Origin of the sequence: Bacillus sp. 204(2023), from assembly GCF_037027505.1 — a bacterium.
Lineage (GTDB): Bacteria > Bacillota > Bacilli > Bacillales > Bacillaceae > Bacillus > Bacillus subtilis.
Map to the genome: position 1 here is coordinate 72915 of NZ_JAXCHE010000010.1, position 15089 is coordinate 88003.

14 protein-coding genes are annotated in these 15089 nt (G+C 45.4%); 10 read left to right on the forward strand and 4 right to left on the reverse strand.

The window, feature by feature from the left end; all coding sequences use genetic code 11:
- Positions 1–18: 18 nt before the first annotated feature.
- The 4 genes from WA279_RS18110 to WA279_RS18125 are packed head-to-tail and all read right to left on the reverse strand — an operon-like array spanning position 19 to position 4098.
- Positions 19–849 (reverse strand): carbohydrate ABC transporter permease, encoded by an 831-nt coding sequence (locus tag WA279_RS18110; RefSeq protein ID WP_336156207.1) that lies wholly within the window; start codon positions 847–849, stop codon positions 19–21.
- Positions 846–1757, reverse strand: coding sequence for a carbohydrate ABC transporter permease (locus WA279_RS18115; protein ID WP_336156208.1), 912 nt, complete (start codon positions 1755–1757; stop codon positions 846–848). Before WA279_RS18115 ends, WA279_RS18110 begins: the two co-directional genes overlap by 4 nt.
- Positions 1750–3030, reverse strand: a complete 1281-nt coding sequence (locus tag WA279_RS18120; RefSeq protein ID WP_336156209.1) for an ABC transporter substrate-binding protein — start codon at positions 3028–3030, stop codon at positions 1750–1752. The genes WA279_RS18115 and WA279_RS18120 overlap by 8 nt, the downstream gene beginning before the upstream one ends.
- A gap of 33 nt (positions 3031–3063) precedes the next feature.
- Positions 3064–4098 (reverse strand): LacI family DNA-binding transcriptional regulator, encoded by a 1035-nt coding sequence (locus WA279_RS18125; RefSeq protein ID WP_336156210.1) that lies wholly within the window; start codon positions 4096–4098, stop codon positions 3064–3066.
- Positions 4099–4315: 217 nt separating this feature from the next.
- Between WA279_RS18125 and WA279_RS18130 the strand changes: the two genes are divergently transcribed.
- From WA279_RS18130 to WA279_RS18175, 10 genes are all read left to right on the forward strand, one after another.
- Entirely contained in the window at positions 4316–5215 is a 900-nt protein-coding gene (locus WA279_RS18130) for a dienelactone hydrolase family protein (protein WP_336156211.1), read from the forward strand.
- Between the two features lie 209 nt (positions 5216–5424).
- Positions 5425–6201, forward strand: coding sequence for a 6-carboxyhexanoate--CoA ligase (gene bioW, locus WA279_RS18135; RefSeq protein WP_033884852.1), 777 nt, complete (start codon positions 5425–5427; stop codon positions 6199–6201).
- Positions 6191–7537, forward strand: coding sequence for an adenosylmethionine--8-amino-7-oxononanoate transaminase (bioA, locus tag WA279_RS18140; protein WP_216999985.1), 1347 nt, complete (start codon positions 6191–6193; stop codon positions 7535–7537). The genes bioW and bioA overlap by 11 nt, the downstream gene beginning before the upstream one ends.
- Positions 7527–8696 carry an 8-amino-7-oxononanoate synthase gene (gene bioF, locus WA279_RS18145; protein ID WP_336156212.1) on the forward strand — a complete coding sequence of 390 codons (1170 nt, stop codon included), beginning with the start codon at positions 7527–7529 and terminating at the stop codon, positions 8694–8696. The genes bioA and bioF overlap by 11 nt, the downstream gene beginning before the upstream one ends.
- Positions 8693–9388 (forward strand): dethiobiotin synthase, encoded by a 696-nt coding sequence (gene bioD / locus WA279_RS18150; protein WP_336156213.1) that lies wholly within the window; start codon positions 8693–8695, stop codon positions 9386–9388. The genes bioF and bioD overlap by 4 nt, the downstream gene beginning before the upstream one ends.
- A gap of 2 nt (positions 9389–9390) precedes the next feature.
- On the forward strand, positions 9391–10398 hold the full coding sequence (gene bioB / locus WA279_RS18155; protein WP_015251417.1) for a biotin synthase BioB: 1008 nt from the start codon (positions 9391–9393) through the stop codon (positions 10396–10398).
- 68 nt (positions 10399–10466) lie between these two features.
- Positions 10467–11654, forward strand: coding sequence for a biotin biosynthesis cytochrome P450 (bioI, locus tag WA279_RS18160; protein WP_336156214.1), 1188 nt, complete (start codon positions 10467–10469; stop codon positions 11652–11654).
- 80 nt (positions 11655–11734) lie between these two features.
- Positions 11735–12496 (forward strand): NAD-dependent epimerase/dehydratase family protein, encoded by a 762-nt coding sequence (locus WA279_RS18165; protein ID WP_336156215.1) that lies wholly within the window; start codon positions 11735–11737, stop codon positions 12494–12496.
- Positions 12497–12701: 205 nt separating this feature from the next.
- Positions 12702–13562, forward strand: a complete 861-nt coding sequence (locus WA279_RS18170; RefSeq protein WP_010886597.1) for a carbohydrate ABC transporter permease — start codon at positions 12702–12704, stop codon at positions 13560–13562.
- A gap of 24 nt (positions 13563–13586) precedes the next feature.
- On the forward strand, positions 13587–15083 hold the full coding sequence (locus WA279_RS18175; protein WP_336156216.1) for an extracellular solute-binding protein: 1497 nt from the start codon (positions 13587–13589) through the stop codon (positions 15081–15083).
- The last annotated feature ends 6 nt before the right edge of the window (positions 15084–15089 follow it).

Genomic DNA, 15089 nt, shown 5'->3' on the forward strand with positions numbered 1-15089 from the left:
TTGCTTCCTCCTTTAATGTTAACCCTTTACCGCTCCGGAAGACAGGCCGGCAATAAAGTATTTTTGCAGCGCCAAAAACAGAACAACCATCGGCAGCATTGCCATAAGTGCCGCTGCGGCAACTAAATGAAGGTTGTTTGCGTTTTCTCCGAAAAAACCTGCCATGGCTACTGTTAATGTCTGAACCTTTTGATCTTGTAAAAAGAAAATGGCAAATTGATAGTCGTTCCAAATAAAGACACAAGAAATAATACAGATGGTCGCAGTGATCGGCTTCAGCAGAGGGAACACAATCGTAAAAAAGATTTTCAGCATGCCTGCGCCGTCAATTCTTGCGGCTTCTTCAAGCTCTTTTGGAATGGTCGATCGGATAAAGCCCGAATACAAGAATACGGTTAACGGCATGTAAGCCGCTGTATTGATGAAAATGGCGATTGCGTGTGTATTGACCATTCCGGCGTCCACGACCATTCGGTACAAAGGAACCATGGACGTTAACGGAGGGATGATCATAATGGAAATCAGCAAGGCAAAAACGGCTTTATTCAGTTTCGTTTCCCGCCGGGCAAGCGGGTAGGCGGCAAGTGAGCCGAATATAATTAATAACAAGGCAGAAAAACCTGTGATGATCATGGTGTTTATAAAAGAGTTTCCTAGCGAAGCGCGCTCCCACGCCTCTGAAAAATTATGAAAGGAGATGTCGGCTGGAAATATCCATTTCGAACTGTAGTCTCCTTTTGCTTTCAATGAAGTGGTCAGCAGGATATAAAAAGGAATAAAATGCGCACAGGCCACAATGGCTGCAAGAAGCGTAATGATCCGCATGCTTTTTGTACGGGCGGCTTTCATGACATTTCCGTCTCCTTTCTTTTAAAGTACGCAAGCGCGCAAAAGCTGATGATCAAAATGACAAATGCCATAAATATGCCTTGCGTTGCGGCATAGCCGGCATCCTGCCGTTTGAAATACAAATCATACATAAATGTGGACATGGATTGTGACGCATTTCCGGGGCCGCCAGCGGTGAGTGCAATGATGACGTCAAACAGCTTTAAGCCTCCGATAATGTTGATGACCATATTAATGGTAATGGAGGGCATTAACAGCGGCAGCGTGATGGTAAAAAACTGCTGGCCTTGTTTCGCGCCATCCATTTGCGCCGCTTCATAGTAGTCTTTAGGAATGCTTTGCAGACCGGCTAAGTAGACAACCATAGCGATCCCGACATATTGATAGGTGTTAATCATGACAATGATCCATGGATTGAGCGAGGGACTGGCGAGCGCATTAATAGGGCTGATGCCGAAGACCCCGAGCAAATCGTTGAGTGCGCCTCCGTCATAGGAGAAGAAAAAGTACCAAATGTAGCCCATAATGAGCGGGCTGATCATCACCGGCAAATACACAATTGTTCTTGTTACCGCTTTCGTTTTAATGCTTTGATTTAAGAGCAGAGCGTACAGAAGCCCGACCACATTTTGAAAAAAGGTGCTGCCAAGCCCGTAAAGCAGAGTGTTTTTTAAGATATGCCAAGTGTCAGGATCAGAAAACAGCCTTTCATATTGCGCGAATCCAACCCATTGGTAGACTTGTGAAAAGCCGTTCCAGTTTGTAAAGGTAATCAATGTGCCTTTCACAAACGGATAAATCATAAAGACCAGAACGGAGAGCAAAGCAGGAATGTACATCCACCAAAGTGAGGACTGCTTTTTTGGCTTAACCTGTTTCACATGAACGTCTTTTGCGATCTCACTCATTGTTTTCAGCTCCCTGTGTTTCCGATTGCTCCCGGAGTCGTTTATATTCTCTTCCCAGCTTCTGCGAAATGTCTTGAGGCGCCAAAATGTCAGCCGCCAGCTCCTGTCCGACCGTGCCCAGGACATCCCACATTCCGTTTGGCAAGTATAAACGGTCGAAGTAAGGCTCGACTTTGACATCTTGATAATGCTCATAATCGTTTGCGTAGAAAATATCAGCTTTCACATTGGTCAGCCCTGAAGGAAGCGATGTGGCTTCAGCCATTTGTTTGGCATTGGCCGGGCGGGCCATAAATGCGATAAATTCTTTTGCCTCTTTTAATTGAGGCGAATCTTTCCATGCTGCAAGCGTGTAGCGTTCACCGCCGATCCATATCGGATCATCACCGGGATGGATGGCAGGTGTCGGGATAATGCCGACCTTGACATTCGGATTGATCTGGGCAACGTCTTGGCCGAGTGTGCCGCCTTGCATTGTAAAGGCGATTTTGTTTTGGGCCATTAATTCAATGAGCTGTGATTTTTTTGCCGTGACGGCGTCGATATTGATCAAATTTTCTTTCTGCATTTGTTTGAGGATTTCTGATAAATAAGTGAATTTACTCCATTGAAAAGAACCGTTGATGAGCTGTTTTTTTTCATTATGGGCAGGGTCTGTGATGAGAAGAGGTGTAGCGAATTGGTCGTAATATTGGGCGAATGAGCTTTTGTCATAGCCGGCAAACCAGAAGGGTACGATCTTTCCCTTGCTCTTTTTTTTAATCGTTCTCAGTGCTTTGATAAAGTCATCCATGGTTTCCGGCGGAGCAATGCCGTAACGGTCTAAAATATTGCGGTTATACGCCAGACCGTCTTTTGCCTGATTGATCGGATAGGCATACACCTTTCCGCTTTTATTTTTGAGGATGCTGTTTAAATTAGGATCGAGATCCTGAGTCCATTCCATCTCCCGGAGATCCGCTGTATATTCTCCGTACCTGATTTTCCCCCAGCCATGTGTATCGAATAGATCAGGCAAATCATTGGCCGCCATTCTGACACGCATCATATTTTCATAGTCATTGCCTGGGAAATGAAGGCTGACATGAATGTCACTGTGTTCCTTTTCGAATGCTGCTGCCAGTTTTCTGAACGTATCTCTTTCACTGTCGGTTGACATTGTAGAATAAATGGTTAACGTCTTTTTTGCGGTATCTGCTGAGCTTTTCTCTGCTGAACACCCGGACAGAACAAGCAGAATAAGAGAGAGAAATAAAACAAAAGTGTGTTTCATCTTTTCCTCCTTATCATCGTGATGAATCTTTGCTTATGTCACCTCCTTTGTTGTACATCCGCAGCTTTGTCTTACGATTAATGTTGTGGGCAGGGTGACATGGTGAGGAAGCGTTCGGCCATTGAGACGGTCAAGCAGCAGTTTTACGCCTGTCCGGCCCATTTCTTCTGTGTATACCTTCACCGTCGTTAAAGGCGTGCTGGCAAATTCAGCTTCCTCAATGCCGTTAAAGCTGACAATTGCAGTATCCCGTGGCACTTGCAGTCCGGCTTCCTGCAGCGCTTTTAATGCGCCGATCGCCATAGAATCGCTGGCAATAAAGAATGCTTCCGGCAGATGGCTTTGATCGATTGCTTTCTTCATCAGGCGATAGCCCTCACGCATGCTGTATTCTCCGATCAGCACATGCTCAGGCTGGGGGGCGGCTGACTCCAAAAAAGCGGTCAGGCGTTTGTCTTCAATCGTTCTGCGAATGCTTTGGCCGTCCTTCAGCGTATGCTCTTTTTCTTGTCCGCCAATGTAGCCTAACCGTTTGTAGCCTAAGTCGAAAAGGTGATCAATCGCCTGGCGTGAAGCCGATTCAAAATCGATTCCAATCGAATCGTATGCTTGCGGATCTGGTGAATGATTGATAAATACGGCATGCTCCAGCCTTCCGCTAATATGCTTAACCGCTTCATCATGAACACGGCCGATGACAATGACACCATCCAATTCCCGAAAGATATGTTCCTGAAAGGAGCCGAGATGAATCGAATTTGTAATGAAAATTTCCTGTTCAAAGCATTCCTTTTCAATCCCTTTCCGAATGGAAGAAAAATAAGGGTCCTGCCTTTCCTGATCAGGGGACAGACAGCTCAGCACACCGATCAGCGGCTGAGCCCGCTGTTTTTGCCCGCGGGATTTTCGGCGTTTGGCAACGGTTTGATAACCAAGCTCTTCAGCGATGTTGATGACTCTTTGTCTCGTTTCGCCCGCAACAGAAAGCGACTCATCTTCATTTAAAATTCTGGACACAGTTGCGCTGGAAACTTTAGCTTTCAAGGCGATATCTTTAATACGAACCATGGGTATCCCTCTCATCTATTTAGTAAAATATTAACTCATCTGTTTTTGATAAATTGATACTATCATATAAAAGTAAGCGGTTACAATAATTGTTTTCAGAATATTTCGTTACATTTACTAAATATTTAGTAAATGATGTGATTTATGTTGGAAAAATAAAGGGGAACCCAGATCTGTCTCGTAAATGTGAAGTAAGCGAATAAGGAAGGGTGATGGGATGAGAGTCGAAAGAAGAAAGCAACTGTTTCGATTGCTTGGTGATTTGCCTGATCGGAGGCCAATCAGTGTTGAGACATTACGTATTGAAGAAAGAGAAGAAAATATTGTTGAAACGCTCGTGCTCGATTTAAATGGACATGAAAAGGTGCCCGCTTATTTTGTGAAGCCGAAGAAAACAGAAGGACCGTGCCCAGCCGTATTGTTTCAGCATTCGCATGGGGGCCAGTATGATAGGGGAAAAAGTGAGCTGATTGAGGGAGCGGATTATTTGAAAACGCCTTCTTTTTCTGATGAGCTTACTTCACTCGGATACGGCGTTCTTGCGATTGATCATTGGGGATTTGGAGATCGGCGGGGAAAAGCGGAAAGTGAGATATTTAAAGAAATGCTTCTCACCGGAAAAGTGATGTGGGGGATGATGATTTATGACAGTTTAAGTGCGTTGGACTATATGCAGTCACGCTCTGATGTTCAGCCTGACAGGATCGGAACCATCGGCATGTCTATGGGAGGTTTGATGGCGTGGTGGACAGCGGCGCTCGATGACCGGATTAAGGTGTGTGTGGATTTGTGCAGCCAGGTGGATCATCACGTGCTGATCAAAACACAGAATCTTGACAGGCACGGCTTTTATTATTACGTCCCATCGCTTGCAAAGCATTTTTCCGCATCGGAGATCCAAAGCCTGATCGCGCCGCGCCCGCACCTTAGTCTTGTTGGTGTACACGACCGGTTAACGCCGGCTGAGGGCGTGGACAAAATCGAAAAAGAATTGACAGCTGTCTATGCTGGACAGGGAGCTTCTGATTGCTACCGAGTGGTCCGTTCTGCTTCGGGACATTTCGAAACAGCAGTTATGAGGCATGAAGCTGTACGGTTTTTGCAAAAGTGGCTGTGACTGTTAAAAGAAATCGAAAAAGACCGTTTTATGTGAAAACGGTCTTTTTGTTTCCTTTTAACCAACTGCCATAAATCGATGCTTTCTTCTATTGACAGAAACAGGAGAGAATAATATATTCTAATTGTTAACCTTTAAATATAATTGGTTAACAATTAAAGCGAGAAGCACTACACGTTCTTCAGTTATCAGTGAAAGGGCGAGAAATGATGCAAGAAGAAACTTTTTATAGTGTCAGAATGAGGGCTTCTATGAATGGATCTCATGAAGACGGCGGAAAGCATATATCCGGCGGAGAACGGCTTATTCCTTTCCATGAGATGAAGCATACAGTCAATGCTTTATTAGAAAAAGGGTTATCCCATTCAAGAGGAAAACCTGATTTTATGCAAATTCAATTTGAAGAGGTATATGAATCGATAAAAACCATTCAGCCATTGCCTGTGCATACGAATGAAGTGAGCTGCCCGGAAGAAGGACAAAAGCTGGCCCGATTGTTATTGGAAAAAGAAGGCGTTTCACGAGACGTGATTGAAAAAGCATATGAACAAATCCCTGAATGGTCAGATGTCAGGGGTGCGGTGTTGTTTGATATTCATACAGGCAAGCGAATGGATCAAACAAAAGAAAAAGGGGTGCGGGTCTCCAGAATGGATTGGCCGGACGCTAATTTTGAAAAATGGGCGCTTCACAGTCACGTGCCAGCTCATTCAAGAATAAAAGAGGCCCTTGCGCTCGCTTCAAAGGTAAGCCGGCACCCGGCAGCCGTTGCAGAATTATGCTGGTCGGACGATCCGGATTACATAACAGGCTATGTTGCGGGTAAGAAAATGGGCTATCAGCGTATTACAGCAATGAAAGAATACGGGACTGAAGAGGGCTGCCGAGTCTTTTTTATTGATGGATCCAATGATGTAAACACGTACATACATGACCTGGAGAAGCAGCCTATTTTAATAGAGTGGGAGGAAGATCATGACTCATGATTTGATAGAAAAAAGTAAAAAGCACCTCTGGCTGCCATTTACCCAAATGAAAGATTATGATGAAAACCCCTTAATCATCGAAAGCGGGACTGGAATCAAAGTCAAAGACATAAATGGCAAGGAATACTATGACGGTTTTTCATCAGTTTGGCTTAATGTCCACGGACACCGCAAAAAAGAACTAGATAACGCCATAAAAAAACAGCTCGGAAAAATTGCGCACTCCACGTTATTGGGCATGACCAACGTTCCAGCAACCCAGCTTGCCGAAACATTAATCGACATCAGCCCAAAAAAGCTCACGCGGGTCTTTTATTCAGACAGCGGCGCAGAAGCGATGGAAATAGCCCTAAAAATGGCGTTTCAGTATTGGAAGAACATCGGGAAGCCCGAGAAACAAAAATTTATCGCAATGAAAAACGGGTATCACGGTGATACGATTGGCGCCGTCAGTGTCGGTTCAATTGAGCTTTTTCACCACGTATACGGCCCGTTGATGTTCGAGAGTTACAAGGCTCCTATTCCTTATGTGTATCGCTCTGAAAGCGGTGATCCTGATGAGTGCCGTGATGAGTGCCTCCGAGAGCTTGAACAGCTGCTTAAGGAACATCACGAGGAAATTGCCGCGCTTTCCATTGAATCAATGGTACAAGGGGCTTCCGGTATGATCGTGATGCCGGAAGGATATTTGGCAGGGGTGCGCGAGCTATGTACAACATACGATGTCTTAATGATCGTTGATGAAGTCGCTACAGGCTTTGGCCGTACAGGAAAAATGTTTGCGTGCGAGCACGAGAATGTCCAGCCTGATCTGATGGCTGCCGGTAAAGGCATTACAGGAGGCTATTTGCCAATTGCCGTTACGTTTGCCACTGAAGACATCTATAAGGCATTTTATGATGATTATGAAAACCTAAAAACCTTTTTCCATGGCCATTCCTATACAGGCAATCAGCTTGGCTGTGCGGTTGCGCTTGAAAATCTGGCATTATTTGAATCTGAAAACATTGTGGAACAAGTAGCGGAAAAAAGTAAAAAGCTCCATTTTCTTCTTCAAGATCTGCACGCTCTTCCTCATGTTGGGGATATTCGGCAGCTTGGCTTTATGTGCGGTGCAGAGCTTGTCCGGTCAAAGGAAACCAAAGAACCTTACCCGGCTGATCGGCGGGTTGGATACAAAGTTTCCTTAAAAATGCGGGAGCTGGGAATGCTGACAAGGCCGCTTGGGGACGTGGTTGCATTTCTTCCTCCTCTCGCCAGTACTGCTGAAGAGCTCACGGAAATGGTTGCCATTATGAAACAAGCGATCCACGAGGTTACGAGCCTTGAAGATTGATTCTTGGTTAAACGAGCGGTTAGACAGAGCAAAGGAAACCGGCGTACACCGTAACCTGCGGACAATGAATGGGGCACCGGTTCCAGAGAGGAACATTGATGGCGAAAATCAAACGGTCTGGTCCTCAAACAATTATTTAGGGCTCGCAAGCGATAGACGTTTGATCGATGCAGCCCAAACAGCATTGCAGCAATTTGGGACAGGAAGCAGCGGTTCACGTTTAACGACAGGCAATTCGGTCTGGCATGAAAAGCTAGAAAAGAAGATTGCCAGCTTTAAACGGACAGAAGCGGCCCTGCTGTTTTCGAGCGGTTACTTGGCCAATGTCGGTGTCCTTTCATCCTTGCCAGAAAAGGAAGATGTCATTTTAAGTGACCAGCTCAATCATGCAAGTATGATCGACGGTTGCCGACTTTCTAAGGCTGATACAGTTGTTTATCGGCATAGTGATATGAATGATCTTGAAAACAAGCTGAATGAAACACAGCGTTATCAGCGCCGTTTTATCGTAACAGACGGGGTATTCAGCATGGATGGCACAATCGCCCCTCTTGATCAGATCATCTCACTTGCGAAACGCTATCATGCCTTCGTGGTCGTTGATGATGCCCACGCAACAGGAGTTTTGGGCGATTCGGGACGAGGAACGAGTGAATACTTTGGTGTTTGTCCCGACATTGTGATCGGCACCTTAAGCAAAGCTGTTGGCGCGGAAGGAGGTTTTGCGGCAGGATCAGCGGTCTTCATCGACTTTTTGCTGAACCATGCCAGAACATTTATCTATCAAACCGCTATTCCGCCAGCCAGCTGTGCGGCTGCTCATGAGGCTTTCAACATCATTGAAGCCAGCAGGGAAAAACGACAGCTTTTATTTTCTTATATCAGCATGATCAGAACCAGTCTGAAGAATATGGGTTATGTGGTAAAAGGAGATCACACACCGATTATTCCTGTCGTCATTGGCGATGCCCATAAAACGGTCATATTTGCTGAAAAACTGCAGGGCAAGGGAATTTATGCTCCTGCCATTCGGCCGCCGACCGTTGCGCCGGGTGAAAGCCGTATTCGAATTACAATCACGTCTGACCACAGTATGGGTGATATTGATCATTTGCTGAAAACATTTCATTCAATCGGAAAGGAGCTGCACATCATTTGAGGGGTTTTTTTGTGACGGGAACTGATACAGAAGTGGGGAAAACGGTTATATCCAGCGGTCTTGCTGCCTTATTGAAAGAACATAATAGAGATGTCGGGGTGTATAAACCATTTTTAAGCGGGATATCGCGTCATCATCCAGATAGTGATACTAGTCTGCTGAAAGACATGTCGCAGACCAGTCTTTCTCATGAAGACATTACGCCTTTTGCCTTCAAAGCGCCGCTTGCACCATACGTTGCAGGGAAACTTGAGGGAAAGACTGTCACCATGGAAGAGGTTTTAAGCCATTGGGAGCGGATTAAAGAAAAACATGAATGCTTCATCGTAGAAGGTGCGGGCGGTATTTCTGTGCCATTGGGAGAGGACTATTTGGTCAGTCATGTCATAAAAGCGTTGCAGCTTCCCATGATTATTGTGGCACGTCCTCACCTTGGAACCATTAATCATACCTTTTTAACTGTCAAATATGCAGAAAGCATGGGGCTTCCAATCGCCGGAATTATCATCAATGGAATCAGTGACTCTCCTGATGAAGATGAAAAAACCAATCCTGAGATGATTGAGCGCTTATGCGGTGTGCCGATTTTAGGGGTTACGCCAAAGCTTGCCAACGTGACGAAAGAAACGGTTCTACATATGGTAAAAGACCATATCAATCTATCATTACTGATGAATCAAGTGGGGGTATGAGAATGAATCAATGGATGGAACTCGCAGACCGGGTGCTGGCTGGAGCAGAAGTGACAGACGAAGAGGCGCTTTCAATATTACATTGTCCTGATGAAGATATTTTGCTATTAATGCATGGAGCTTTTCATATCAGAAAACACTTTTATGGAAAAAAAGTAAAGCTCAATATGATTATGAATGCGAAATCCGGGCTCTGCCCGGAAAACTGCGGCTATTGTTCACAGTCTGCGATTTCGAAAGCGCCGATTGAGTCTTACCGAATGGTGAATAAGGAAACGCTGCTTGAAGGCGCAAAGCGGGCGCACGATCTGAATATCGGCACATATTGTATCGTGGCAAGCGGCAGAGGGCCGTCTAACAGAGAAGTGGATCAGGTCGTAGATGCGGTTCAGGAAATTAAAGAGACGTATGGACTGAAGGTTTGTGCGTGTCTCGGACTGTTGAAGCCAGAGCAGGCGAAGCGTCTCAAAGATGCCGGAGTAGACCGCTATAATCATAATTTGAATACGTCACAGAGAAACCATTCAAACATCACGACCTCACATACATACGATGACAGAGTCAATACGGTTGAAATCGCAAAAGAATCGGGGCTGTCTCCGTGTTCAGGCGCCATTATCGGGATGAAGGAGACGAAACAGGATGTCATTGACATCGCCAAAAGCTTGAAGGCTCTTGACGCGGATTCCATTCCGGTGAATTTTTTGCATGCAATTGATGGCACGCCGTTAGAAGGCGTCAACGAATTAAACCCACTGTATTGTTTAAAAGTGCTGGCGCTGTTCCGTTTTATCAATCCATCAAAAGAAATTCGCATTTCCGGAGGAAGAGAGGTCAATCTCCGCTCATTGCAGCCATTAGGGCTTTACGCCGCAAACTCTATTTTTGTCGGAGACTACTTAACAACTGCCGGGCAAGAGGAGACGGAGGATCATAAAATGCTGAGTGATTTAGGCTTTGAAGTTGAATCAGTCGAAGAAATGAAGGCCAGTTTAAGTGCGAAAAGCTGAAAGAATCAATAAAAGCAATCGGTATGATGTCGATTGCTTTTATTTTTGAACAGAAAGGAGAAAATCACGTGACAATTGCATCGTCAACTGCATCTTCTGAGTTTTTGAAAAACCCATATTCTTTTTACGACACATTGCGAGCTGTTCATCCTATCTATAAAGGGAGTTTCTTAAAATACCCGGGCTGGTATGTCACAGGACATGAAGAAACAGCTGCTATTTTGAAAGATGCGAGATTCAAAGTCCGCACCCCGCTGCCCGAGAGCTCAACCAAATATCAGGACCTTTCACATGTGCAAAATCAAATGATGCTGTTTCAGAACCAGCCTGATCATAGACGATTGCGGACGCTTGCCAGCGGAGCGTTTACGCCGAGAGCGACAGAGAGTTATCAGCCGTATATCATTGAAACTGTCCATCATTTGCTTGATCAAGTGCAAGGTGAAAAAAAGATGGAGGTCATTTCGGACTTTGCTTTTCCTTTAGCAAGCTTTGTCATAGCTAACATTATAGGTGTACCGGAGGAAGATAGGGAGCAATTAAAGGAGTGGGCTGCGAGTCTCATTCAAACGATTGATTTTACCCGGTCAAGAAAGGCATTAACAGAGGGCGATATTATGGCTGTGCAGGCTATGGCATATTTCAAAGAGCTGATTCAAAAGCGAAAACGCCACCCTCAACAGGATATGATCAGCATGCTCTTGAAGGGGAGAGAAAAGGATAAGCTGACGGAAGAGGAGGCGGCATCTACGTGCATATTGCTGGCGATCGCCGGACATGAGACAACGGTCAATCTCATCAGCAATTCAGTCCTTTGTCTGCTGCAGCATCCAGAACAGCTTTTGAAACTGAGAGAAAATCCAGATCTTATTGGTACCGCAGTTGAGGAATGTTTACGCTATGAAAGCCCCACGCAAATGACAGCCAGAGTTGCGTCAGAGGATATTGACATCAGCGGGGTGACGATCCGTCAAGGAGAGCAAGTCTATCTTTTGTTAGGAGCGGCTAATCGAGACCCAAGCATTTTCACGCACGCCGATGATTTCGATATAACCAGAAGCCCTAATCCGCATCTTTCATTCGGGCATGGACATCATGTTTGCCTAGGATCCTCACTGGCACGATTAGAAGCAAAGATAGCGATTCATACCCTTCTGCAGCGAATGCCCGGCCTCAAGCTCGCTGGCTCTGAATGGCAGTACCGGCCGCTTTTTGGCTTCCGGGCGCTTGAGCAGCTGCCGGTGACTTTTGAATAAACTAAAAGAGCATGTGAGTGCCAAAAAAGTGTCAGCCCCGGCGAAAATGGGCAATCTATAAAAAAAGGGGAGTGAACACAGTGAAAAAAGTGCTGATCGCCGGCGGAAATGGTGTGATTGGGAGACTGCTTGCTGAAGGGCTTATATCAGATTATGAAGTGACAGTGCTTGATAAAGATGATTTCGATGGCAAAGCCTCTTCCATTCAGGCTGACGCGGCAAATTATGAGGAGCTGTTGAAGAAGATTCCAAAAGATACGGATGCTATCTTGAATTTACTCGCTGTTAAAATCAAATACGATATTATGGACATCGCTGAGTTTGAAAAAATGACGGATGTTTTCTATAGGGCAAGCTATTATCTGTGCCGTGCGGCAGCGGAGCTCGGCATTCAAAAGCTCGTGTTCGCCAGCAGCAATCATGTCACAGATGTATACGAAAAAGACGGGCGCTCGCTCTTAGGACGGGAAATCACAACAAGCGATTATCCGCTGTCAAAAAACTTGTACGGTGTATTAAAGCTGACCTCTGAACAGATTGGCCATTTGTTTTATTTGGAAAATAAGCTATCAGTAATCAACCTTCGAATCGGAACAGTCGTCACAGATGAAATGGATACGCTGCATGAAAAAGAACGGACGAAAAAGACACTGCTTTCTCACCCCGATCTGCTGTCGATTTTCAAAGCCGCCATTGAGACCAATATCCGGTACGGCACTTATTACGCCGTCTCTGATAATCCGGGCCGGCCATGGTCCATTGAATCTGCCGTGAATGAACTTGGGTTTTCGCCACGAATCAATACGGCCGAACTTCTGAACGAGGAGGAGAACGGAGCATAATCATTTTCTAAGATTATGCTCTTTTTCTTTTGTTATCGGTCTCAATTCGCGGAAGCCCCCGCCCGGCCAGGGACTCTGTTCAAATGATTATAGACATGGCAATCACAGATTTGCTACATTTTAGACACGATATCGTCACATGCTGAGCTCGGTTTCAGAAATATGATAACGCTTACAAAGAGAGGTGGGAGCTATCGCACATTCACTGAAAAACCGTCTGTTTGATATGTTGATTTATGGTTTCTTGCTGATGTTCGCTTTAATATGCGTACTTCCGTTCATTCATGTCATCGCAGCATCCTTCGCCACAGTAGAAGAAGTCGTGTCGAAAAAATTTATTTTAATACCGACCACTTTTTCGTTAGATGCTTATCGCTACATTTTTTCAACAGATATTATTTATAAGAGTTTGCTTGTTTCTGTGTTTGTGACAGTGATAGGCACTGCGGTCAGCATGTTTCTTTCGTCACTGATGGCTTACGGGTTATCCCGCCGTGATTTAATCGGCCGGCAGCCGCTCATGTTTCTCGTCGTATTTACGATGCTGTTTAGCGGCGGCATGATTCCGACTTTCCTTGTGGTCAAATCGCTTGGATTGCTCGATTCTTACTGGGCGCTTATTTTGCCGACAGCCATTAATGCCTTTAACCTGATCATTCTGAAAAACTTCTTTCAAAATATCCCGTCAAGCCTGGAAGAGTCCGCGAAAATTGACGGGTGCAATGATCTGGGCATATTCTTTAAAATTGTGCTGCCGCTGTCTCTTCCTGCGATCGCAACGATTTCACTATTTTATGCGGTCACGTATTGGAACACGTATATGACAGCGATCTTGTACTTAAATGATTCAGCAAAATGGCCGATTCAGGTGCTTCTGCGCCAAATCGTCATTGTATCAAGCGGCATGCAGGGGGACATGTCAGAAATGGGGTCAGGCAGCCCGCCGCCTGAGCAAACCATTAAAATGGCGGTCATAGTGGTGGCGACCATCCCGGTTCTGCTTGTCTATCCGTTTATACAAAAGCATTTTGCAAAAGGAGCTTTGCTGGGATCTGTCAAAGGATAAAGAAATATGAAACGGAGGGGTACGATGGGAAACAAATGGAGGGTGCTTTTGATTGTGCTTGTACTGGCACTCGGCGGAGTGCTGGCGGGCTGTAAAGGGGCTGATCAGTCTTCGGCTGAAGGCAAAGCTGGCCCGGATTCAAAGGTAAAGCTGTCTTGGATGGCGATTTTGTATCACCAGCAGCCGCCGAAAGACAGGGCGATTAAAGAAATTGAAAAGCTGACAAATACAGAACTCGACATCACCTGGGTTCCAGACGCGGTGAAAGAAGACAGGCTGAATGCGGCGCTTGCAGCGGGCAATCTTCCGCAAATCGTGACCATCCAGGATATTAAAAATTCGTCAGTCATGAATGCCTTCCGGTCAGGAATGTTTTGGGAAATTGGTGATTATATCAAGGATTATCCCAACTTAAACAAAATGAACAAACTCATTAATAAAAATGTGACAATTGACGGCAAGCTCTACGGGATATACAGAGAGCGCCCGCTTTCCAGACAGGGGATCGTCATTCGGAAGGACTGGCTGGACAATTTAAATTTGAAAACCCCGAAAACGTTGGATGAGCTTTATGAAGTGGCTAAAGCATTTACGGAGGACGACCCGGACAAGGATGGGAAAGATGATACGATCGGGCTGGCAGACCGTAATGACTTGATTTACGGCGCGTTTAAAACGATTGGCTCGTATGAAGGCATGCCGACAGATTGGAAAGAAACGGGCGGCAAATTCACGCCTGATTTCATGACACAGGAATACAAAGACACGATGAACTATATGAAAAAGCTGCGTGATAACGGGTATATGAATAAGGATTTTCCCGTCACAAGCAAAACCCAGCAGCAGGAGCTGTTTTCTCAAGGAAAAGCCGGAATTTATATTGGCAATATGGTAGATGCGGTCAATCTGCGCGACCATGCCTCTGATAAATCGATGAAGCTCGAGATCATCAACCGCATAAAAGGCCCAGATGGGAAAGAGCGGGTATGGGCATCAGGAGGCCATAACGGCGTGTTTGCTTTCCCGAAAACGAGTGTGAAAACGGAAGCTGAGCTTAAACGGATCTTGGCGTTTTTTGACCGAATTGCCGAAGAAGATGTCTATAGCCTGATGACTTATGGCATTGACGGCGTTCATTACAACAAAGGTGAGGACAAAACGTTTACACGCAAAGAAAGCCAGGTAAAAGACTGGCAGACTGATATTCAGCCGCTGTCCGCTTTAATTGCCATTGATAAAGCCTACTTAAAAAACACTGGAGATCCGCTTCGGACGGCGTACGAGGAGCTGACCGAGGACAATGAAAAGATTATCGTCTCAAACCCGGCTGAAAGCCTGTATTCCGCATCGGAGTCGGAACGGGGTGATGAACTGAAGAAAATCATTGATGACGCGACCTACAAATATATGATTGGAGACATCACAGAAAGCCAGTTCGATAAAGAAGTGGAAAAATGGGAGTCAAGTGGAGGAAAGCAGATTATTCAGGAATACGAAGAAGCGTTTAAACAAGCAAAATAACATTGG